Here is an 18,946-nt window from a genome sequence, read left to right as displayed (position 1 = left end):
CTGAACAGCACCGACGCAGGTCGCCAGGCCACCTGTGAGAGCTTCCCGGGAGGTATCCATGAAGATGCTGATCAACGTCGCGGAGACCGTGGTCGCGGACGCGCTGCGCGGAATGGCCGCCGCTCATCCGGAACTGGTCGTCGACGTTGACAACCGGGTGATCGTACGGCGGGACGCCCCCGTCGCCGGAAAGGTCGGGCTGGTGTCCGGTGGCGGGTCGGGACACGAGCCGCTGCACGGCGGATTCGTCGGACCGGGCATGCTGTCGGCGGCCTGTCCCGGTGAGGTCTTCACCTCCCCCGTGCCGGACCAGATGGTGCGGGCCGCGGCCGCCGTGAACAGCGGAGCCGGCGTGCTCTTCATCGTGAAGAACTACACAGGTGACGTCCTCAACTTCGACATGGCCGCGGAACTCGCCGAGGACGAGGGCATCCAGGTCGCGAAGGTCCTGGTCGACGATGACGTCGCGGTGACCGACAGCACGTACACGGCCGGGCGGCGCGGCACGGGCGCGACCCTGTTCGTGGAGAAGATCGCCGGGGCCGCCGCCGAGGAGGGCCGGCCGCTGGAGCGGGTGGAGGCGATCGGGCGGCAGGTCAACGAGAACGCGCGCAGCTTCGGTGTCGCCCTGGGCGCGGTCACCACACCGGCCAAGGGCAGCCCCACCTTCGACCTGCCCGCGGGCGAGCTGGAGCTGGGCATCGGCATCCACGGCGAGCCCGGCCGGGAGCGGCGGGCGATGATGACCTCGGGTGAGATCGCGGACTTCGCGGTCGGCGCCATCCTGGACGACATGACGCCGCGCAACCCGGTCCTCGTCCTGGTCAACGGCATGGGCGCGACACCGCTGCTGGAGCTGTACGGCTTCAACGCGGAGGTGCACCGGGTGCTCGCCGAGCGCGGGGTCGCGGTCGCCCGCACGCTGGTGGGCGACTACGTCACCTCGCTGGACATGGCCGGCGCCTCGGTCACCCTGTGCCAGGTCGACGAGGAGACGCTGCGGCTGTGGGACGCGCCGGTCAGTACACCGGGCCTGCGCTGGGGTATGTGATCCGGGGCCGCACGAACACGAGCCACCTGCCACGCAAGGAGATCAAGTGCTCGACGCCGACTTCTTCCGCCGTTGGATGACGGCGACCGCCGCCTCCGTGAACCGCGAGGCGGACCATCTCACAGCCCTCGACTCCCCCATCGGCGACGCCGACCACGGCAGCAATCTGCAGCGCGGGTTCACCGCCGTCACCGCCGCCCTGGAGAAGGAGCAGCCGCAGACGCCGGGCGCGGTCCTGATCCTGGCCGGGCGGCAGCTCATCTCCACGGTGGGCGGGGCGTCGGGGCCGCTGTACGGCACGCTGCTGCGCCGCACCGGCAAGGCCCTGGGCGACGCGGCCGAGGTCGACACCGAGCAGTTCGCACAGGGCCTGCGGACGGGGGTGGACGCGGTCATGGCGCTCGGGGGCGCCGCGCCGGGCGACGCCACGATGATCGACGCCCTGCTCCCCGCGGTGGATGCGCTGGGTGACGGTTTCGCCGCCGCGGCGACAGCCGCGCAGGAGGGTGCCGTCGCGACGACGCCGTTGCAGGCCCGCAAGGGACGGGCCAGCTATCTCGGCGAGCGCAGCATCGGGCACCAGGACCCCGGCGCCACCTCCTCGGCCCTGCTGGTCGCGGCTCTCGAGGAGGCGTCCGATGAGTGACACCGAGAAAGGACGGCTGGTCGGCGTCGTGCTGGTCTCGCACAGCGCGCAGGTGGCCGCGTCGGTGGCCGAGCTGGCGCGCGGGCTGGCGGGCGGCGGGACCGCGGTGCCCGTGGCCCCGGCGGGCGGCACCGAGGGCGGTGAGCTGGGGACGAGCGCCGAGCTGATCGCCGCGGCGGCGGCGTCGGTGGACCGGGGTGCCGGGGTCGCCGTCCTCACCGATCTGGGCAGCGCGGTCCTCACCGTCAAGGCGCTGCTGGCCGAGGGCGACGAACTGCCGGCGGACACCAGGCTGGTGGACGCTCCCTTCCTGGAGGGCGCGGTGGCCGCGGTCGTGACGGCGGCGACGGGCGCCGACCTCGCGGCGGTGGAGGCGGCGGCCGCGGACGCGTACACGTACCGGAAGGTGTGAGCCGTCGGGGGCGGCGGGGCCGGTGACGGACTGGGCGGGGCCGCCCCCCGGTCCGTCACTGTCCCCGGGTGAACTTCCTGGCGACCCGCTCCCCGGTCCGTACGGCCTCTGCCGCGTCCTCGAGGGGCTTGACCACCTCGTCCTTGAAGACGATGTAGGTGACGCCGGAGGGGACGCCCCCGGCGCGGGGGTCGGCGGGGATACCGAGCGCCTCGGCGGCGGCGTACGACGCCTCGCCGATGACGTCGCCCGGGCCGACGTCGCCGACGACCGCGTAGCGCACCCGGCCCTGGTACACGACGGCGGCGAGGGAGCCGCCGCGGATGCCGTGGGCCCGGTAGTCCCACAGGGCGCTCGGGGCGGGCACCACGATGTAGGGCAGCTGCTCGGCGCTCGGATAGCGGCCGTCGGACTGCGTGAACGCGGTGGCGGCGGAGAAGTACGGGTCCGTTCGGCTGCTGCACCGGGCGGTGGGGCGTCCGTCGCAGTCGATGTCCATGTCGGCCTTCCAGAACACCGCCTCCTTGGTCCCGCAGACCGGGACCGTCGCGGGCCGGCCGCTGTCGGTGCGGTAGCGGCCCCGGGACACCGGGGTGCACGTGTCCACCTTGGCCAGCAGCTCGGCGGCGCTCACGTCGGCGTCCTGGCTGACGGCCGGCTCCTCGGGGGCGGGTGGCGGCGGGGTCGGCGGACTCGTCGGGGCGAGCAGGGCGGCTCCTGCCGCGGCCAGCGTCAGCGCATGCAATCGCACGATGGGGGCCTCACGTCGGGGACAAGGACACGCGTCCGCCGGCGACCGGGGGATGAGATCCGGCGGTCACGCGCTGTGCACCGCGTGGGCACCGGCGAACACTGAGCCCAATGTGCTGGCCGTCCGAGCAGGCTGCCACCAGAGGGGTCCGTACGGTGCACACCGGCCGGCGACACGTCGGGCGCGCCCGCCGGCGGCCGGGGGCCTGACTCCCTGACGGACCCAGGCCCCGGGCCACCCGCGTCCGGCGCGGGATCAGCGACGACAGCGGCCCACGCCGAGGGCATGAACTCCCGAGCCCTCGAGGGAAGTTCAGCCATGAGGACCTTCAGCATACGAAACGCCCCGCACCGGTCTCCAGCGACCACCCCCTTGGACCACACCCTTGATGTGAGCGCGTCATCCGCGTCATATTGGTCCGGACCATTGCCGTCGGTCCCCTTCGGGAGGCAGAGCCGTGCGACGCCTGTCCGCTCTCGTTCCCGCCGTCTGCGCCGGGTTCCTGCTCGCGTCCTGCGGCTGGGGAGGGTCCGGCGACGAGGGTGCCCGCCCGCCGGGGGCACCGACCGGGGTCACGGCGCGGGCGGGCAGCGCGACCAGCGTCCACGTGATGTGGAACGCCGTGGCGGCGGGGGACGCCGGCGGGATCCGCGGCTACGAGGTGTACCGGGGCGGCACCAAGGCCGCGGAGGTGCCGGCCTCCGCGCACATGGCCGACATCACCCGGCTGGAGCCCTCCCACGGCTACGCGTTCACCGTGCGGGCCCGGGACACGGAAGGGCGGCTCGGGCCGCCGAGCCGGACGGTCCGGGCGACCACCCCGGCGGCCGTGGCCGCGGACCGGGCGGCGCCCAGCCGTCCCGGACGGGCCGCCGGACGGGCGGTCGGCAGCCGGGCCGTGCAGCTGTCCTGGACGCGGGCGACCGACGACCGGGACGTGGTGTCGTACGACGTCTACCAGGGCGGAACGAAGATCCACAGTGTGGGCGGGAACCAGACGGCCACCGTGGTCACGGGGTTGCGGCCCGGCACCCGGTACTCCTTCACGGTGCGGGCCCGGGACGCGGCCGACAACCTGTCCCCGGCGTCGGCCGCCGTGCGCCTTGCGACGCCGGGCACCGACGACGGCCGGGGCACCGCGCCGACGGGCTTCCGGGCCACGACGCGGCGCGCGGACGGGGCGTACCACGTCGATCTGAGCTGGACACCGCCGCGCACCGACGGCACCGTCACCGAGTACCAGGTCCAGCTCGACGGGCGGGCGGCCACCTCGCTCGTGTTCGGCGGGAACCCGCCGCGCGGGAAGGCCACGTACAGCTTCTACCTGGGCCCGGAGACCGGGGTGCGGCACCGGGTGCGGATCCGGGCCATGCTGCCGGACGGTACATGGGGCGGGTTCTCGGCGGAGCGGACCGTGACGACCGGGCCGTGACACCCGGCCGGCGCCGGCCGGGGGCCAAACCGGTTCCGGCCGCTGGTCCCCCGAACGCGGCACCGCGTCACCTGAGCGGCCGACGCCCGCATGCGCGCACGTCCCGGTACGCGTTGGCTGCACCTGAGGCAGCACGGGCGTTCCCGACTACGGCGGCGCAACGGACGTACCGCCGACCGTGCCGCCGGAGGGCATCTCATGCGCAACTCCTCGCTCTTCCGCTCGGGCCTGACCGTGGCAGCCGCCTCCGCACTCCCCCTGTTCGCGGCCGCCGTCCCGGCCACCGCACAATCGGGGATCTCCGTGAGCACCACCGGCTCCACGGTCTCCGTCACGACCAGCGCGTGCACCCGGTCCAACGGCAGCTGGGGCACCGCCTCGCTGCTCAACAGCCGGCAGTCGAACTTCTCGCAGGGCCGCCAGGTCTCCCTGACCGGCACGGAGGCCCTGCAGTCGGCGGCATGGTCGGACGTGGGCGCCGGGACCTCCACCGTCATCGTCATCTGCTCGGACGGGACGAGGGCGGGCACCCAGGCGGTCATCGTCTCCCCGACCGCCCGGCCCACGATCTCCGCCACGACCTCACGCTCCCCTTCGCCCTCGCCCTCCCCCTCGTCCTCCCCCTCGCGCGGGGTGATGGGCGGAGTGGGCGGCAGCAACCGCGACTACGGCACGCTGACCGTGGTGGGCGGCGGTGTCCTGGTGGGCGCGGGTGTCGCGGGGGCCGCCTGGTACCTGCGCCGCCGGTCGTCGCGCCCGCGCCACCTGTGACGACCGTCCACCGCCCGCACGGCCCCGGGACTCACGCGGTCCCGGGTCCGGGCAGGTCCGGGAGCTCCTCCAGCGCGTGGGTGAGCCACTGCGTCCAGAAGGTCTCCAGATCGATGCCGGCCCGCAGCACCAGGTGCCGCAGCCGGTCCGGGGAGCTGTCCCTGCCGGGCGGGAAGTCGCGCTTCTCGATCTCCTCGTACTCGGCGAGCTGACGCCGGTGCAGGTCGAGGTGGCGGCGCAGATCCGCCTCGACGCCCGCGGTCCCCACGACCGCCGCCGCCCGCATCCGCAGGAGCAGCGTGTCCCGCATGGGCCGCGGGTCCTGGGAGGCGGCGGTCCAGCGGGCCAGTTCCTCGCGGCCCGCGGGCAGGACCTCGTAGCTCTTCCTCTGCCCGCGGGCGGGCTGTTCGGACGGCAGGGTCCGGATCAGCCCGCCGCTCTCCAGCCGCCCCAGCTCGCGGTAGATCTGCTGATGCGTCGCCGACCAGAAGTAGCCGATCGACTTGTCGAAGCGACGGGTCAGCTCCAGCCCCGAGGACGGCTTCTCGAGCAGGGCGGTGAGGATCGCGTGCGGGAGTGACATGGGGTCATCCTAGGGACGCGATACGGGGGTTCTACAGGCTCGCCGCCAGCTCCGTGCCCTGCTTGATGGCCCGCTTGGCGTCGAGTTCGGCGGCGACGTCCGCGCCGCCGATCAGGTGGGCGCTGCGACCCGCGGCGACCAGTGCCTCGTACAGGTCGCGGCGCGGCTCCTGGCCGGTGCACAGCACGACGGTGTCGACCTCCAGGACGGTGCTCTCGTCGCCGACGGTGATGTGCAGTCCGGCGTCGTCGATCCGGTCGTAGCGCACGCCCGGGACCATGGTCACGCCCCGGTGCTTCAGCTCGGTGCGGTGGATCCATCCGGTCGTCTTGCCGAGGCCCGCGCCGACCTTGCCGGCCTTGCGCTGGAGCAGGTGCACGGTGCGCGGCGGTTCGGGGCGCTCGGGTGCGGCGAGGCCGCCGGGGGCCGTGTAGTCCATGTCGACGCCCCAGAGCCGGAAGTACGTCTCGGGGTCCTCGGCGGCCTTGTCACCGCCGTCCGTGAGGAACTCGGCGACGTCGAAGCCGATGCCGCCCGCGCCGAGGACGGCGACCCGGTCGCCGACCGTGGCCCCGTCGCGCAGGACGTCGAGGTAGCCGACGACGCTGGGGTGGTCGACGCCCGCGATGTCCGGGACGCGCGGGGTGACGCCGGTGGCGACGACGGCCTCGTCGTAGCCGGCGAGGTCGTCGGCGGAGACCCAGGTGCCCAGCCGTACGTCGACGCCGTGCCAGTCGAGCTGGTGACGGTAGTAGCGCAGCGTCTCGTCGAACTCCTGCTTGCCGGGGACCTTGCGGGCGACGTTCAGCTGGCCGCCGATCTCGTCCGCGCCGTCGAACAGCGTGACGTCGTGGCCGCGTTCGGCCGCGCTCACCGCGCAGGCCAGGCCGGCGGGCCCGGCGCCGACGACCGCGACGCGCTTGCGCAGCCGGGTCGGGGAGAGTGTCAGCTCGGTCTCGTGGCAGGCGCGCGGGTTGACCAGGCAGGAGGTGATCTTGCCGCTGAAGGTGTGGTCGAGGCAGGCCTGGTTGCAGCCGATGCAGGTGTTGATGGCCTCGGGGCGGCCGGCGGCGGCCTTGGCGACGAAGTCGGGGTCGGCGAGCATCGGGCGTGCCATGGACACCATGTCCGCGCAGCCGCCGGCCAGCAACTCCTCGGCCAGCTCGGGGGTGTTGATGCGGTTGGTGGTGACCAGCGGGACCGACACCTCGCCCATCAGGCGCTTGGTGACCCAGGTGTACGCGCCGCGCGGCACGGACGTGGCGATGGTGGGGATGCGGGCCTCGTGCCAGCCGATGCCGGTGTTGATGATGGTCGCGCCGGCGGCCTCGACGGCCTTGGCGAGGGTGATCACCTCGTCCAGCGTGGAGCCGCCGGGGACGAGGTCGAGCATGGACAGCCGGTAGACGATGATGAAGTCCTCGCCGACGGCCTCGCGCACCCGGCGCACGATCTCGACCGGGAAACGCATCCGGTTCTCGTACGCGCCGCCCCAGCGGTCGGTGCGGTGGTTGGTCTGCGTGGCGATGAACTCGTTGATCAGGTAACCCTCGGAGCCCATGATCTCCACGCCGTCGTAGCCGGCCTGCCGGGCGAGGCGGGCGGTGCGGACGTAGTCGTCGATGGTCCGCTCGATGTCGGCATCGGTGAGCTCGCGGGGCGGGAACGGGCTGATCGGCGCCTGGAGGGGGCTCGGGGCGACCAGGTCCTGGTGGTAGGCGTACCGGCCGAAGTGCAGGATCTGCAGGGCGATACGGCCGCCCTCGCGGTGCACGGCGTCGGTGACGGTCCGGTGCTGGTCTGCCTCCGCGTCGGTGGTGAGCTTGGCGCCGCCCTCGTAGGGCCGGCCCTCGTCGTTGGGCGCGATGCCGCCGGTGACGATGAGGCCGACGCCGCCGCGTGCCCGCTCCGCGTAGAAGGCCGCCATGCGCTCGAATCCACGCTCGGCCTCCTCCAGGCCCACGTGCATGGAGCCCATGAGGACACGGTTGGGCAGCGTGGTGAAGCCCAGGTCCAGCGGGCTCAGCAGATGCGGGTAACGGCTCATGGGGGCCCTCCGTCGCGGTGTGGTCTGACGTAGTTGTAAAGGACCGCGCCAGGGTTATGCAACTAGTTGCACAATCGGAGGGGCGTGACTCCGGCCACGGAGAGAGGCGGCGCGGCCGGGGCCCGGCACGCCGGAAGCCCGCGTACCGGCGGTACGCGGGCTTCCCTCCGTGCGACGGGGCGGGCGGGCGTCCCTACGACGCCTCGGGCCTGCTCTCCAGGACCACGTGCAGTTCGCGCTCCTGGTCGCCGGAAGCCGACGCCTGGTCGTGGACGGTGAACAGGGAGTCCAGGGTCGCCCGGAGCCGTTCGATGGCCCAGTAGCCGCCCTGCGCGTCCGCCTCGACACGCGACGAGAGCCGGGCCGGAGGGGGGCACGTCTGCGCGTCCGTCACCTCGAACGTGCCGAGCCACACCATCGGACGGGATTCGTGGAGCTGCTGCGGCACCTCGTCCGGCGCCCGGTCGGACTGGAAGCACGTGGACAGCGCCTCGAAGACGATCCGGGCGTCCTCCTTGTCGTATCCGCTGATCTCGACGGACACGGCTTCGTCGTGCATTCGTTCACGATCCATCGTGATCGCTCCTCTCGTGGCCACACCGCGGTGCCACGGGTAGCCCGCGGAACGGGACCCAACCCAAGAAAAGCACCACACATGCCGGCGCACTACCGGCGAGGACGCCCGGGCGGCCTTCCGGCCGCGGTTCAGCCCCTGGTGAACCGGTACGTCTTGCTGTCCGTCAGCACGCAGAACCCCGGCGAGACGACGATGACGCGCAGGGTGCCGGTGCGGCGGTCGTAGTCGATGCCCTCCGTCTCGAAGGAGCCCGAGCAGGAGCTGCGCAGCGGGAGCTGGCGCAGGGCGGTGACCCTGCCCGTCACGTCCGAGGCGCCGGGGGCGGCGGAGAGGTCGATCTGGAGCAGCGGCTTGGTGATCCCGAAGAGGCTGCCGTCGGGGTCGTCGGACGAGCACAGCAGCGTCGTCGCGTCCCGGAAGTCGCAGCCCTGCACGTCACGGACCGGTCGGTCGAGCCTGATGCTGGAGGTCCAGGGCAGGTTCGCCGAGGGGGACGTGGACGGGTTGACGCCGGGCGTCGGGTGGACGAGCAGGCGGGTCATGGTCCCCCACTCGCCGGAGACCATCCACTGCCCGCTCGGGGAGATCGCGACGAAGGAGTTGTTCAGCGCCTCCCCCGGACCCAGCGCGTGGACGTACTCGGTCCAGCCGCCGTTCGGCGCCTGGACCCGGAACATCTTCGCGGAGCCCGAGTCCGCCTGGTAGGGCTCGACGTAGTAGCCGTCGTAGGAGGCGTCGGGGTCGCCCACATGGTTCCAGCCGCGGCTTGCGACCGACAGGGGGATCGTGCCGATGCCGGTGTAGCGGTTGGGGCTGTTCGCCGGGACCTCGACGGAGGCCAGGCCCTGGCTCTCGGTGAGCGGGTCGGCGCGGTCGGAGCCGACCTCCGTCCAGGTGTCGGCCGCCTGCGCGGGCGTGGCGGCGGACAGGACGGCGGCCGAGGCGAGGGCCACGAGGCCCGTCACGAAGGCATGACAACGTTGCCGGGCACGGTGGGCCATGGCGGCGACTCCTTGGGGGGTGGGGGCGCGTCGGCGGACAGTGTGGCGGCCCCGCATAGTCATGTACAGACCAATGACAGCCATGTCTGTTGTAGTGTCCGCCACACATGGCACCCACGTGCGGCTTCGCGCCACACCCGCCGCCGGGTCGAGGGATGGTGGAGGTGGCGAACGCGGGGGGCCCGCAGACGGCTGGACGCGGTAGAACAAGGGGAGTCGGCACGGGGGAGAACGACGTGCCGCGACTACGGGCGAAGGCGGTGCGTGGGATGGCTCCAGGCGAACGTCCCATGGCCGGGGACGACGAGGCGGTGCGGGGACCGGTGCGTCCGAGCGGGCTCCTCGACGTGCTCGGGGTGGCTTCCGTCGTGCTGGACACCGAGGGCCGCATCGTGCTCTGGAGCCCCCAGGCGGAGGAGCTCTTCGGCTATCCGGCGCGCGAGGCACTCGGCGAGTACGCCGCCCGGATCATGGTCCACGAACAGCACCTGGACCTGGTCGTCAAGCTCTTCGCCGACGTGATGGAGACCGGCGAGGGCTGGGCGGGCGCCTTCCCCATCCGCCGCAAGGACGGCAGTACCCGCCTGGTCGAGTTCCGCAACATGCGGCTCCTGGACGACCAGGGCGACGTCTACGCCCTCGGCCTGTGCGCCGACCAGTCGACCGTCCGCCAGGTGGAGCGGGACGTAGCGCTGTCCACCCGCACCATCGCCCAGGCGCCGGTCGGCCTGGCCGTCCTCGACACCGAGCTGCGCTACGTCTCCGTCAACCCGGCGCTGGCCGAGCTCAGCGGCCTGCCCCCCGAGGCGCACCTCGGCCACATGCCGCACGAGCTGATGCCGGACGCCGAGGCGGCCCAGGTCGCGGAGGCGGCGCTGCGCGCGGTGCTGCGGACCGGTGAGCCGGTCGTCAACCGGCGTGTCGTGGGCCGTACCCAGGCAGACCCCGATGTGGACCACTTCTGGTCGGTCTCGCTGTACCGGCTGGAGGACACCACCGGGACGGTGCTCGGGGTGGCCGGCATGGCGGTGGACATCACCGAGCAGCACCGGGCCGCGGTCGCGGCGGAGACGGCGCGGCGCCGGCTCGCGCTCATCGCCGACGCCTCCACCCGCATCGGTACCACCCTGGAGCTGGACCGCACGGCCAGCGAACTCGCGGACGTCGCCGTGCCGGAACTCGCCGACGTGGCGGCGGTGGACCTGCTGGACGCCGTCGTGGAGGGCAGGCGCAGCACCCTCGGCCCCGCCGAGGCGGCGGTGATCCGCGCCCTGGCCGTCCGCTCGGCGAACGGCACCGAGGCGCTCCAGGCCGCCGATCCCCCCGGGCACGTCGCCCGCTACGGACCGGACCGCCTCGTCACCGAGTGCGTGCGCACGGGCAACCCGGTGATGGTGGCGCACGTCCGGGAGGAGGACCTGCCGCGCATCGCCCGCTCCCCCGAGGCCGCCGGTCAGCTCGGCCGGGCGGGACTGCACTCCTATCTGGCGGTGCCGCTGATCGCGCGCGGCGAGGTCCTCGGCGCCCTCGACCTCAAGCGCATCCGCAACCCGTTGCCGTTCAGCGAGGACGACCTGCTGCTCGCCCGGGAGCTGGCCGCCCGCGCGGCGATCCAGATCGACAACGCGCGCTGGTACCAGAACGCCCGCGACACCGCCCTGACCCTCCAGCGCAGCATGCTGCCCAGCCACCCGCCGGTCACCGGTGGCCTGGAGGTCGCCTCCCGCTACCAGCCGGCCGGCGCGGGCGCCGAGGTCGGCGGCGACTGGTTCGATGTCATCCCGCTGGACGGGGCCAAGACCGCGCTCGTCGTCGGCGACGTCATGGGCAGCGGCATCGAGGCCGCCGCCACCATGGGCCGGCTGCGCACCGCGACACACACCCTGGCCTCCCTCGACCTGGAACCGACCCGGCTCCTGGAGCACCTCGACAAGATCACGGACGGCCTCGACCACTCCATCGCGACGTGCGTGTACGCCGTCCACGACCCGGAGCTGCGGCAGTGCCGCATTGCCAACGCCGGGCACCTGCCCCCCGTCCGCGTCCGCCCCGGACACCCCCCCGAGCTGCTGGAACTGCCGACGGGCGCGCCGCTCGGCGTGGGCGGCGTCGCCTTCTCCACGACGACGGTCGACCTCGAGCCCGGCGACCGGCTGGTCCTCTACACCGACGGCCTGGTGGAGACCCGCCAGCACCCGCTGGACGAACGCCTCGACGCGCTCCTCGCCCTGCTGGACGAACCGGAGCGCCCGCTGCAGGAGTGCTGCGACCTCCTCCTGCGCAAGCTCCACCAGCCCGAGAACTCCGACGACGTGGCGCTGCTGATCGCCCGGGTGCTCCCCACCGCGTGACCCCTCAGGTCGTGGCGGGCCCGCCGCGGACCCGACCGACCACGACATGGGCGTAGAGCTCGTCGGAGACCAGCAGGCGGGCCGACAGTCCACTGGCCGCGAAGGCCTCCAGGGCCACCGGCGTCTGCCGCTCGCTGGTCTCGATCAGCAGGCAGCCCTCCGGCGCCAGCCATCGCGGTGCCTCGGCGGCGACCCGGCGCAGCACGTCCAGGCCGTCCGGACCGCCGTCCAGCGCGACCAGCGGCTCGTGCTCACGCGCCTCCGCGGGCAGCAGCGCCACCTCGTCGGTGGGGACGTACGGCACGTTCGCCGCGAGGATGCCGACCCGGCCGCGCAGTCCGGCGGGCAGCGCCTCGAACAGGTCGCCCTCGTGCACGCGGCCCCCGAAGGGCGCCACGTTGCGGCGGGCGCAGCGCACGGCGACCGGATCGATGTCGCCGGCGTGGAGTTCGGCCCCGTCGAGCGCGGCGGCCAGGGCGGCGCCGACCGCGCCCGAGCCGCAGCACAGGTCGACGACCACCCGGGCGTCGGGGACGTGGGCGAGGGCTTGCCGTACGAGGAACTCGGTCCGCCGTCGCGGGACGAAGACGCCGGGTGCGACGGTGATCCGCAGGCCGGCGAACTCGGCCCATCCGAGGACGAGTTCGAGGGGAAGGCCGCTCACGCGCCGGTCCACCAGGGTGGCCAGCTCGCGGGGGCCGTCGGCGGCGGACAGCAGGAGCCGGGCCTCGTCCTCGGCGAACACACAGCCGGCGGCGCGCAGGGCGCCGACGACGGCGTCGTGGGTGAGGGATGCGGGAGAGGAGGGCGACGGGGACGCAGGGGGCATGGAGCCGAGAGCCTTTCGGGAAGCCGAAGGGTGCTCTGGCGGTCGCCTACCGGCGGTGGCCCGCGTCGATCCGAGGGATGAGCACCCGAGCTGACACAGCGGTGATGGGTCCCACCTCCCGGTCTCCAGGGCCGGGGCTCTCCCGGCTGGACGGCACCCTACCGCAACGGTCCGGGCCGTCCCCGGGATTCCGGGGAGGGCCGAGCCGGGGCCGGTGGCGACGCGGACGGGCGTCCGTGGTCGCCGCCCGGCGTCCCGGCCCGTGAGCGGCCGGCCTCCCGCGCGCGGGTCCGCCGCCTGGACGTCGTACGGTGGTACGCGCACCTGCCGATCCCGTTCGACCAGCGGGCCGTCGCCCACGGCGGCCTGGAGGCCCCACCCCCATGCATGTCACCCGAGGCTTCACCGGACGCCCGCGCGTCCCGAACGCCGCCCTGCCGCCCGGCCAGTACGACGCCGGGGACGACTGGCCCGTCCTGTCCGCGGAGGTCACTCCCGAGCTGACGCCCGAGGAGTGGACGTTCCGCGTCGACGGCCTGGTGGAGCGGCCCCGCACCTGGACGTGGGAGCAGGCGCACGCCCTGCCGGACTCCGTGTACGAGGGCGACATCCACTGTGTGACGAGCTGGTCCAAGTTCGGCGTACGGTTCGGCGGTGTCTCGCTCGACGCCTTCCTCGATGTGGTCCGGCCCCATGGGTCCGCCACCCATGTGGTCGCCTACGCGCACACCGGGTACACCACCAACCTCCCGCTCGCCGATGTCACCGGCGGGCGGGCCTGGATCGCCTGGGAGTACGACGGGCGGCCGCTCGCCCCCGAGCACGGCGGACCGGCGCGGCTGATCGTGCCCCATCTGTACTTCTGGAAGAGCGCGAAGTGGATCGCGGGCCTGCGCCTGCTCGACCACGACGAGCCGGGTTTCTGGGAGAGCAACGGCTACCACCCGCGCGGCAACCCCTGGGAGGAGCAGCGGTACTCCGGTGACTGAGACCCTCGGGACGCCCTCGTCCTTCACTCCCCCGACCCGTTTCGCCGTGCCCGGCCGTATCGCCGTGGACGACCGGGCGGCGTCCGAGTGGCAGACCACGACGATCACCGCGATCCGCCGCGAGACGCCGCGTGTGGCCACGTTCCGGCTGGCCGTGCCCGCCTGGCCGGGGCATCTGCCGGGCCAGCACCTGATGGTGCGGCTCAGGGCGCAGGACGGCTATGTGGCGCAGCGCCACTACTCGATCGCGTCCGCGCCCGACGACACCGGCCACATCGAGCTGACGCTGGACCATGTCGACGGCGGTGAGGTGTCCGGCTGGTTCCACACGGTGGCCCGACCGGGCGACACGGTCGAGGTGCGCGGCCCGGTCAGCGGGTTCTTCGCGTGGCCGGGCGACCGGCCCGCGCTGCTGCTCGGCGCCGGGTCCGGCGTCGTCCCGCTGATGGCGATGGTGCGGCACCACCGCGCGCGCAGCTCGGACGTGCCGTTGCGGCTGCTGGTGTCGGCCCGCAGCCCCGAGGAGCTCATCTACGCGTCGGAGTACGGTTCCGAGACGACGGCGGTGTTCACTCGCGGCGCGCCGGCCGGTGTGCCCGTGGGACGTATGTCCGCGGCACATGTGGCGCCGCTCCTGGCCGAGCGGCCTCCCGGTGGGTGGGAGGCCTATGTGTGCGGCTCCAACGGCTTCGCCGAGCACGCGTCGCGGCTGCTGGTGGCCGCGGGCCAGCCGGTCGAGCGCATCCGGATCGAGCGCTTCGGCTGACGCCGGCACCGGTCCGAGGGCGCCAACACGCCGCGGGGTGGGGCGGAAGACGTGCCGCCGCGAGGAACAGGGGCCGGTGTTCGGGGTACCTGGACGGCATGCGAAGTCGGGTGCGTGGCTGGCGCCTGCGGCCCAACGAGCTGCGGCGCCGGTCGGATGTCGTCGAGACGTGGACCTTGCTCGGGGTGGGCCTCCTGCTGTTCGTGGTCGCACCCCTGGTGGGTGTGGCCGCGGGCTGGTGGGCGCACGATGACGCCCAGGCCACGGCCGAGCAGCAGCGGGCCGAGCGACGGCAGGTGCGGGCGATGGTCGTCCGCACGGTGTCGGGCGCGCTGCGCACCCCGCAGACCGGGCGGCAGCCGTCGGCGAAGGTGACGGTCCGCTGGACGGAGCCGGGGACGGGTCCCCGGACGGCGGCCGTGCGCGTCCCCACGGGCACGCGGCCCGGTGAGACGGTCCCTGTGTGGCTGGACTCCGCCGACCGGAGCGTGCGGCCGCCGCCGGACGACTCCGCGGTCCGGCAGCACGCGGTGACGATGGGTGTGTGCGCGACGGGCGCCGCCGCCGCCGTCGTCGTCCTCGGCCACGGCCTCCTCCGGCACACGGCGATGCGCCGCCGGCTGGCCGAGTGGGACCGGGCGTGGGCCGCCACGGAACCGGCGTGGACGGGCCGCAACGTCTGAGCCGCGTCCCGCCGTCGTCCATGGACGGTCCCTGGTCGGCGCGCCGGTCTCCGACGTAGCGTGCGGTGTCCGCGCTCCCCCTCGCACAAGGTGGTCTCCATGGCCCTGTTCGACCTCCCGCTCGACGAACTGCGCACGTACCGCGGCGCGTCCGCCGAGCCCGAGGACTTCGACTCCTTCTGGTCCAAGACGCTGGACGAGGCGCGCGAGCACGACCTGGGCGTCCGCTACGAACCGGTCGACACGGGCCTGACCACGGTGCGGGTGTACGACGTGACGTTCGCCGGGTTCGGCGGGCACCCCGTCAAGGGCTGGCTGCGGCTGCCGGCGGGGGCCACCGAACCGCTGCCGCTGGTGGTGGAGTTCGTCGGGTACGGCGGTGGACGCGGGCTGCCGCACGAGGGCCTGCTGTGGGCGTCCACGGGGCGGGCGCACTTCACGATGGACACCCGAGGGCAGGGCAGCACCTGGGGCGGGGGCGGCGACACCCCGGACCCGGTGGGCGCCGGGCCCGCGTTCCCGGGCTATATGACGCGGGGCGTCGACGCGCCCGAGAACTACTACTACCGCCGGGTGTTCACCGACGCGGTCCGTGCCGTGGAGGCGGCCCGCGCCCACCCGCTCACCGATGCCGCCCGGACGGTCGTGTCGGGCGCGAGCCAGGGCGGCGGCATCGCGATCGCGGTCGGCGGGCTGGTCCCCGGCCTCGTGGCGGTGGCGCCGGACGTGCCCTTCCTGTGCGACTTCCCGCGCGCGACGACGCTGACGGACCGTCACCCCTACCGGGAGATCGGCCTCTACCTCAAGACGCACCGGGGACGCACGGCCGAGGTCCTGCGCACCCTGGCGTATTTCGACGGCGTCCACTTCGCCGCGCGCGGCCGGGCACCCGCCCTGTTCTCGGCGGCGCTGGAGGACCAGACCTGCCCCCCGTCGACGGTGTTCGCGGCGTTCAACGCCTGGGCGCACGACGAGAAAACCATCGAGGTCTACGACTTCAACGACCACGAAGGCGGCGGCCCCTACCACGAGGCGGTCAAGCTGGACTGGCTGCGCTCCCGCGTCTGACGGCCTCCCGCCACGGCACACCGTACCGGGGACCCTTCCGCACAGTCCGACCAGTCGGTACGTTCAGGGCCGGGGCCGCACCGGCGTGGCCCCGTACCTCCGGTGGACGACGAGGGGTGGGCGGCTCATGACGGACCTTCCGGCGCGGGTGCACGGGCACTGCGATCCGCGGTTCGAGGCGGTGCGCACGGCGTTCGAGGCGAACTTCCGGGAGCGGGGCGAGCTGGGGGCCGCCGTCGCCGTGACGGTCGGCGGTGAGACGGTCGTGGACCTGTGGGGCGGCTGGGCGGACGGGGCGCGCAGCCGGCCCTGGGAGCGCGACACCCTGGTCAACGTCTGGTCGACGACCAAGGGTCCGACGGCACTGTGTGCGCACATCCTGGCCGACCGGGGACTGCTCGACCTGGACGCGCCGGTGGCCGCCTACTGGCCGGAGTTCGCGGCCGCGGGCAAGGAAGGGGTCCTGGTACGGCACCTGCTGGCGCACCGGGCCGGGCTGTGCGGGCTGCGCGAGCCGCACTCGCTCGGGCAGCTGTACGACTGGGAGAAGACGACCCGGCGGCTCGCCGCGACGGAACCCTGGTGGACGCCGGGGACGCGGTCCGGGTACCACGCGCTCACGTACGGCTTCCTGGTCGGGGAGGTCGTGCGGCGGGTGTCGGGGCTGCGGCCCGCGGCGTTCCTGGAGCGCGAGGTGACCGGGCCGCTCGGCGTGGACTTCACGATCGGGCTGCCGGAGAAGGAGTCCGGCCGCGCGGCCGAGCTGGTCCAGTCCCCGGCCGGCCCGGCGAGCGGACGGTCCGCCACGCCGGCCGCGTTGGGGCCCGCGGCGCTGGCCGCGCTGGCCAATCCGGCGCTGGCCGCGCTGGCCAATCCGGCGGTGGGCGCGGACCAGGCCAACACGCCCGCGTGGCGGGCGGCCGAGATCCCCGCCGCGAACGGGCACGGCACCGCGCGGGCGGTCGCCGCCCTGTACGGGATCTTCGCGGGCGGCGGCTCGTACGGCGGCCGGCGCTTCCTGTCCCCCGAGGCGGCCGAGCGGGTGCGGGAGGGGCAGGGCAGGTGCCGCGATCTGGTGCTGGGGGCCGGGCTGGGGCACGAGACGGAGATCGGGCTCGGGTTGTGGCTCAGCGGCCCGAACGGCTCGTACGGGCCGAACCCGCGGGCTTTCGGTCACGACGGCTTCGGCGGTTCCTGCGGTCTGGCCGACCCGGAGGCCGGGATGTCGCTGGGGTACGTGATGAACCGGATGGGGCCCCATATCGCCGACGACCCCCGCAAGATGGCCCTGGTCGACGCCGTCTGCACCGCACGGTGAGTCATGGGGCGACCACGCGGTTTCGGCCGAAGTGGAGGTCCACCCTTCCCTCATGGTTTAGACCAATGCTTGGATCTGGTGACGCAAGGAGCCCGCACGGCTACGACACGTCACCGATCAGGAGGCGCGGCATGGTCCGCACCACCCCGCACGAACGCCCCCTCACCACCGCGCAGCCGCTGTACTGGCGGATCGCCACCCAGCTGCTGGGCGAGCTGCGCGACGGCACCATCCCGCCCGGTGAACGGCTGCCGGGGGAACGGCAGCTGGCCGGGCATTTCGGAGTCAGCAGGGAGACCGTTCGGCAGGCACTGGAGGTGCTGCGCCGCAGCGGTCTGGTCGCCACCGACCGGCGCGGCAGCCATGCCAGCCTGCCGGGGCTGCCGGTCGAGGCGCCGACGTCGGCGGCGTTCCCGATCGGCGCCCGGGCCGCGGGTCCCGGTGCCGTGGACCGGTCCGCGGTCGTCTGGGAGCCGCCCTCGCCGGAACACGCCGAGGCGCTGGGGATCGATCAGCACCGGCCGACCCTGGTGCACCGCTACGAGTCCACCGGCGCCGACGGACGGGCCCGGCGTACGGCGGTGACGACGTTCTCGGCGGTGGCGCTCGCGGAAGTGGTGGAGCTGGCCCGCTACCGGGACCGCGCGGACGGTTCCGGCGCGGCCCAACTGCGGCGCGCCTACGACTGGATGCGCAGGGCGGGCCTGACGCTGCACCACCGGGACGCCATCACCCGGCTCCCGGTCGGCTCCTCGGTCCGGGTCACCCGGCGCTCGCACGACCAGTTCGGGCGCCCGCTGGAGATCACGGACCTGGTGGTGGACGCCCATCAGGACGCCCTGGTCTACGAGTTCACGGTCCCCGCGGCGGGCTGAGGGCGCACGACCCTCGACTGCCGCCCCAGCGCGAGCAGCCGGCCGTCGGCGGCCCAGACAGCACTGTCGTCGACGGCCCAGCCGCCGCCCGAGTGCTCGGTGCGGATCCTCACCAGCACCCATCCGTCGGGTGCGCCCTCGTCGAGGGCGCCGGTGAAGTGGACGGTGAGTTCGGCGGTGGGAACGGGACGCGGGGCGTCCCAGACGGCGTAGAGCGCGGGCGGCAGGACGTCGGTGAGGGTGACGACCGCGGCCGCGTCGAGCGGCCGGCCGTCCAGGAAGCGGATCCACGCCGTGAGTTCGGCCCGTTCCCCGCCGGCGAGCGGGCGGTCCGCGGTCGCGGGACGTATCTCCAACTCCTGTGAGAAAGGCGATAGTTCGGCCGGAAGACGCAGCAGCGGGGAGCCGTCGGGTCCGGGCACGCGGGGTACCGGGTGCCCCTCGTGCGGCACCCCCTGACGCCGGGCGCCGAAGAGCGCGGACCCGAGGACGACCGGAGCGCCGTTCTGGTGGCCGGTGAAGACGCACGTCGCCGTACGCCGGCCGGAGGCGGCCGGGGCGGTGCCGGAGAAGTGGAGCGGACCGTCGTCCACGGGGGCGAGGTAGTGGGTGGTCAGCGTGCGGACCGGATGCGCCCCGCCGGGGAAGCGGTCGCGGACGGCGGTCAGCGCGAGGGCGGCGACATGGCCGCCGTGCGCCCCCTCCCAGGAGTACCAGGCAGGGTCGACGCGGGTCTCGGTATCGGTCGTGGTGCTCACCCGGTCACGATAACCGTGTGAGTTTGAAAAACAAACCC

At 73.8% G+C, this 18,946-nt stretch carries 19 protein-coding genes; 12 read left to right on the top strand and 7 right to left on the bottom strand.

The window, feature by feature from the left end; genetic code table 11:
* Positions 1-58: 58 nt before the first annotated feature.
* The 3 genes from dhaK to ACFRAC_RS05315 are packed head-to-tail and all read left to right on the top strand — an operon-like array spanning position 59 to position 2,109.
* On the top strand, positions 59-1,051 hold the full coding sequence (gene dhaK, locus ACFRAC_RS05325; protein WP_382920963.1) for a dihydroxyacetone kinase subunit DhaK: 993 nt from the start codon (positions 59-61) through the stop codon (positions 1,049-1,051).
* A 46-nt stretch (positions 1,052-1,097) separates the two neighbouring features.
* On the top strand, positions 1,098-1,697 hold the full coding sequence (gene dhaL / locus ACFRAC_RS05320; protein WP_382920961.1) for a dihydroxyacetone kinase subunit DhaL: 600 nt from the start codon (positions 1,098-1,100) through the stop codon (positions 1,695-1,697).
* Positions 1,690-2,109, top strand: a complete 420-nt coding sequence (locus tag ACFRAC_RS05315; RefSeq protein ID WP_382920958.1) for a PTS-dependent dihydroxyacetone kinase phosphotransferase subunit DhaM — start codon at positions 1,690-1,692, stop codon at positions 2,107-2,109. Before dhaL ends, ACFRAC_RS05315 begins: the two co-directional genes overlap by 8 nt.
* Before the next feature lie 55 nt (positions 2,110-2,164).
* Here ACFRAC_RS05315 and ACFRAC_RS05310 read toward each other — a convergent pair whose 3' ends face one another.
* Entirely contained in the window at positions 2,165-2,860 is a 696-nt protein-coding gene (locus tag ACFRAC_RS05310; RefSeq protein WP_382920955.1) for a glycoside hydrolase family 75 protein, read from the bottom strand.
* A gap of 457 nt (positions 2,861-3,317) precedes the next feature.
* On the opposite strand from ACFRAC_RS05310, the gene ACFRAC_RS05305 reads away from it, so the two are divergent.
* Both ACFRAC_RS05305 and ACFRAC_RS05300 read left to right on the top strand, forming a co-directional pair.
* On the top strand, positions 3,318-4,292 hold the full coding sequence (locus ACFRAC_RS05305) for a fibronectin type III domain-containing protein (RefSeq protein WP_382920952.1): 975 nt from the start codon (positions 3,318-3,320) through the stop codon (positions 4,290-4,292).
* A 198-nt stretch (positions 4,293-4,490) separates the two neighbouring features.
* Positions 4,491-5,063, top strand: coding sequence for a hypothetical protein (locus tag ACFRAC_RS05300; protein WP_382920949.1), 573 nt, complete (start codon positions 4,491-4,493; stop codon positions 5,061-5,063).
* 31 nt (positions 5,064-5,094) lie between these two features.
* Here the strand turns inward: ACFRAC_RS05300 and ACFRAC_RS05295 are convergent, their stop codons facing one another.
* The 4 genes from ACFRAC_RS05295 to ACFRAC_RS05280 form a co-directional block, all read right to left on the bottom strand.
* Positions 5,095-5,646: a PadR family transcriptional regulator gene (locus ACFRAC_RS05295; RefSeq protein WP_361349076.1), complete on the bottom strand. Its 552-nt coding sequence runs from the start codon at positions 5,644-5,646 to the stop codon at positions 5,095-5,097.
* 31 nt (positions 5,647-5,677) lie between these two features.
* Positions 5,678-7,693: an FAD-dependent oxidoreductase gene (locus ACFRAC_RS05290; protein WP_382920944.1), complete on the bottom strand. Its 2,016-nt coding sequence runs from the start codon at positions 7,691-7,693 to the stop codon at positions 5,678-5,680.
* Positions 7,694-7,886: 193 nt separating this feature from the next.
* Entirely contained in the window at positions 7,887-8,267 is a 381-nt protein-coding gene (locus ACFRAC_RS05285; protein ID WP_382920941.1) for a hypothetical protein, read from the bottom strand.
* A 131-nt stretch (positions 8,268-8,398) separates the two neighbouring features.
* Positions 8,399-9,271, bottom strand: a complete 873-nt coding sequence (locus ACFRAC_RS05280) for a hypothetical protein (protein WP_382920939.1) — start codon at positions 9,269-9,271, stop codon at positions 8,399-8,401.
* Between the two features lie 290 nt (positions 9,272-9,561).
* On the opposite strand from ACFRAC_RS05280, the gene ACFRAC_RS05275 reads away from it, so the two are divergent.
* The gene (locus ACFRAC_RS05275; RefSeq protein ID WP_382920936.1) at positions 9,562-11,622 is read left to right on the top strand and encodes a SpoIIE family protein phosphatase; all 2,061 of its coding nucleotides are present in this window, start codon (positions 9,562-9,564) and stop codon (positions 11,620-11,622) included.
* 4 nt (positions 11,623-11,626) lie between these two features.
* On the opposite strand, the gene ACFRAC_RS05270 is transcribed toward ACFRAC_RS05275, so the two are convergent.
* Positions 11,627-12,451: a putative protein N(5)-glutamine methyltransferase gene (locus ACFRAC_RS05270; RefSeq protein WP_382920933.1), complete on the bottom strand. Its 825-nt coding sequence runs from the start codon at positions 12,449-12,451 to the stop codon at positions 11,627-11,629.
* 383 nt (positions 12,452-12,834) lie between these two features.
* Between ACFRAC_RS05270 and ACFRAC_RS05265 the strand changes: the two genes are divergently transcribed.
* The 6 genes from ACFRAC_RS05265 (at position 12,835) to ACFRAC_RS05240 (ending at position 18,150) form a co-directional block, all read left to right on the top strand.
* The gene (locus tag ACFRAC_RS05265; protein ID WP_382920930.1) at positions 12,835-13,440 is read left to right on the top strand and encodes a sulfite oxidase-like oxidoreductase; all 606 of its coding nucleotides are present in this window, start codon (positions 12,835-12,837) and stop codon (positions 13,438-13,440) included.
* Positions 13,433-14,206 (top strand): ferredoxin reductase, encoded by a 774-nt coding sequence (locus ACFRAC_RS05260; RefSeq protein WP_382920927.1) that lies wholly within the window; start codon positions 13,433-13,435, stop codon positions 14,204-14,206. Before ACFRAC_RS05265 ends, ACFRAC_RS05260 begins: the two co-directional genes overlap by 8 nt.
* 98 nt (positions 14,207-14,304) lie before the next feature.
* Positions 14,305-14,889: a hypothetical protein gene (locus ACFRAC_RS05255; protein WP_382920924.1), complete on the top strand. Its 585-nt coding sequence runs from the start codon at positions 14,305-14,307 to the stop codon at positions 14,887-14,889.
* Positions 14,890-14,988: 99 nt separating this feature from the next.
* Positions 14,989-15,957, top strand: a complete 969-nt coding sequence (locus ACFRAC_RS05250) for an acetylxylan esterase (RefSeq protein ID WP_382920921.1) — start codon at positions 14,989-14,991, stop codon at positions 15,955-15,957.
* Positions 15,958-16,084: 127 nt separating this feature from the next.
* Positions 16,085-17,275, top strand: a complete 1,191-nt coding sequence (locus ACFRAC_RS05245) for a serine hydrolase domain-containing protein (RefSeq protein WP_382920918.1) — start codon at positions 16,085-16,087, stop codon at positions 17,273-17,275.
* 131 nt (positions 17,276-17,406) lie between these two features.
* Positions 17,407-18,150 carry a GntR family transcriptional regulator gene (locus ACFRAC_RS05240; protein ID WP_382920915.1) on the top strand — a complete coding sequence of 248 codons (744 nt, stop codon included), beginning with the start codon at positions 17,407-17,409 and terminating at the stop codon, positions 18,148-18,150.
* Here the strand turns inward: ACFRAC_RS05240 and ACFRAC_RS05235 are convergent.
* The gene (locus ACFRAC_RS05235) at positions 18,120-18,908 is read right to left on the bottom strand and encodes an acyl-CoA thioesterase (protein WP_382920911.1); all 789 of its coding nucleotides are present in this window, start codon (positions 18,906-18,908) and stop codon (positions 18,120-18,122) included. The genes ACFRAC_RS05240 and ACFRAC_RS05235 overlap by 31 nt on opposite strands.
* Between the last annotated feature and the right edge of the window lie 38 nt (positions 18,909-18,946).

The sequence above is a fragment of the Streptomyces sp. NPDC056628 genome (assembly GCF_042792555.1).
Lineage (GTDB): Bacteria > Actinomycetota > Actinomycetes > Streptomycetales > Streptomycetaceae > Streptomyces.
This window is presented reverse-complemented; position numbering and strand designations above follow the sequence as displayed.

Excerpts from the sequence above, each read along its gene's own strand:
- ACFRAC_RS05290 (WP_382920944.1), bottom strand. The coding sequence starts at position 7,693 with ATGAGCCGTTACCCGCATCTGCTGAGCCCGCTGGACCTGGGCTTCACC.
- ACFRAC_RS05315 (WP_382920958.1), top strand. The coding sequence starts at position 1,690 with ATGAGTGACACCGAGAAAGGACGGCTGGTCGGCGTCGTGCTGGTCTCG.
- ACFRAC_RS05250 (WP_382920921.1), top strand. The coding sequence starts at position 14,989 with ATGGCCCTGTTCGACCTCCCGCTCGACGAACTGCGCACGTACCGCGGC.
- ACFRAC_RS05240 (WP_382920915.1), top strand. The coding sequence starts at position 17,407 with ATGGTCCGCACCACCCCGCACGAACGCCCCCTCACCACCGCGCAGCCG.
- ACFRAC_RS05265 (WP_382920930.1), top strand. The coding sequence starts at position 12,835 with ATGCATGTCACCCGAGGCTTCACCGGACGCCCGCGCGTCCCGAACGCC.
- ACFRAC_RS05285 (WP_382920941.1), bottom strand. The coding sequence starts at position 8,267 with ATGGATCGTGAACGAATGCACGACGAAGCCGTGTCCGTCGAGATCAGC.
- ACFRAC_RS05275 (WP_382920936.1), top strand. The coding sequence starts at position 9,562 with ATGGCCGGGGACGACGAGGCGGTGCGGGGACCGGTGCGTCCGAGCGGG.
- ACFRAC_RS05280 (WP_382920939.1), bottom strand. The coding sequence starts at position 9,271 with ATGGCCCACCGTGCCCGGCAACGTTGTCATGCCTTCGTGACGGGCCTC.
- ACFRAC_RS05270 (WP_382920933.1), bottom strand. The coding sequence starts at position 12,451 with ATGCCCCCTGCGTCCCCGTCGCCCTCCTCTCCCGCATCCCTCACCCAC.
- ACFRAC_RS05295 (WP_361349076.1), bottom strand. The coding sequence starts at position 5,646 with ATGTCACTCCCGCACGCGATCCTCACCGCCCTGCTCGAGAAGCCGTCC.
- dhaK (WP_382920963.1), top strand. The coding sequence starts at position 59 with ATGAAGATGCTGATCAACGTCGCGGAGACCGTGGTCGCGGACGCGCTG.
- ACFRAC_RS05300 (WP_382920949.1), top strand. The coding sequence starts at position 4,491 with ATGCGCAACTCCTCGCTCTTCCGCTCGGGCCTGACCGTGGCAGCCGCC.
- ACFRAC_RS05245 (WP_382920918.1), top strand. The coding sequence starts at position 16,085 with ATGACGGACCTTCCGGCGCGGGTGCACGGGCACTGCGATCCGCGGTTC.
- ACFRAC_RS05255 (WP_382920924.1), top strand. The coding sequence starts at position 14,305 with ATGCGAAGTCGGGTGCGTGGCTGGCGCCTGCGGCCCAACGAGCTGCGG.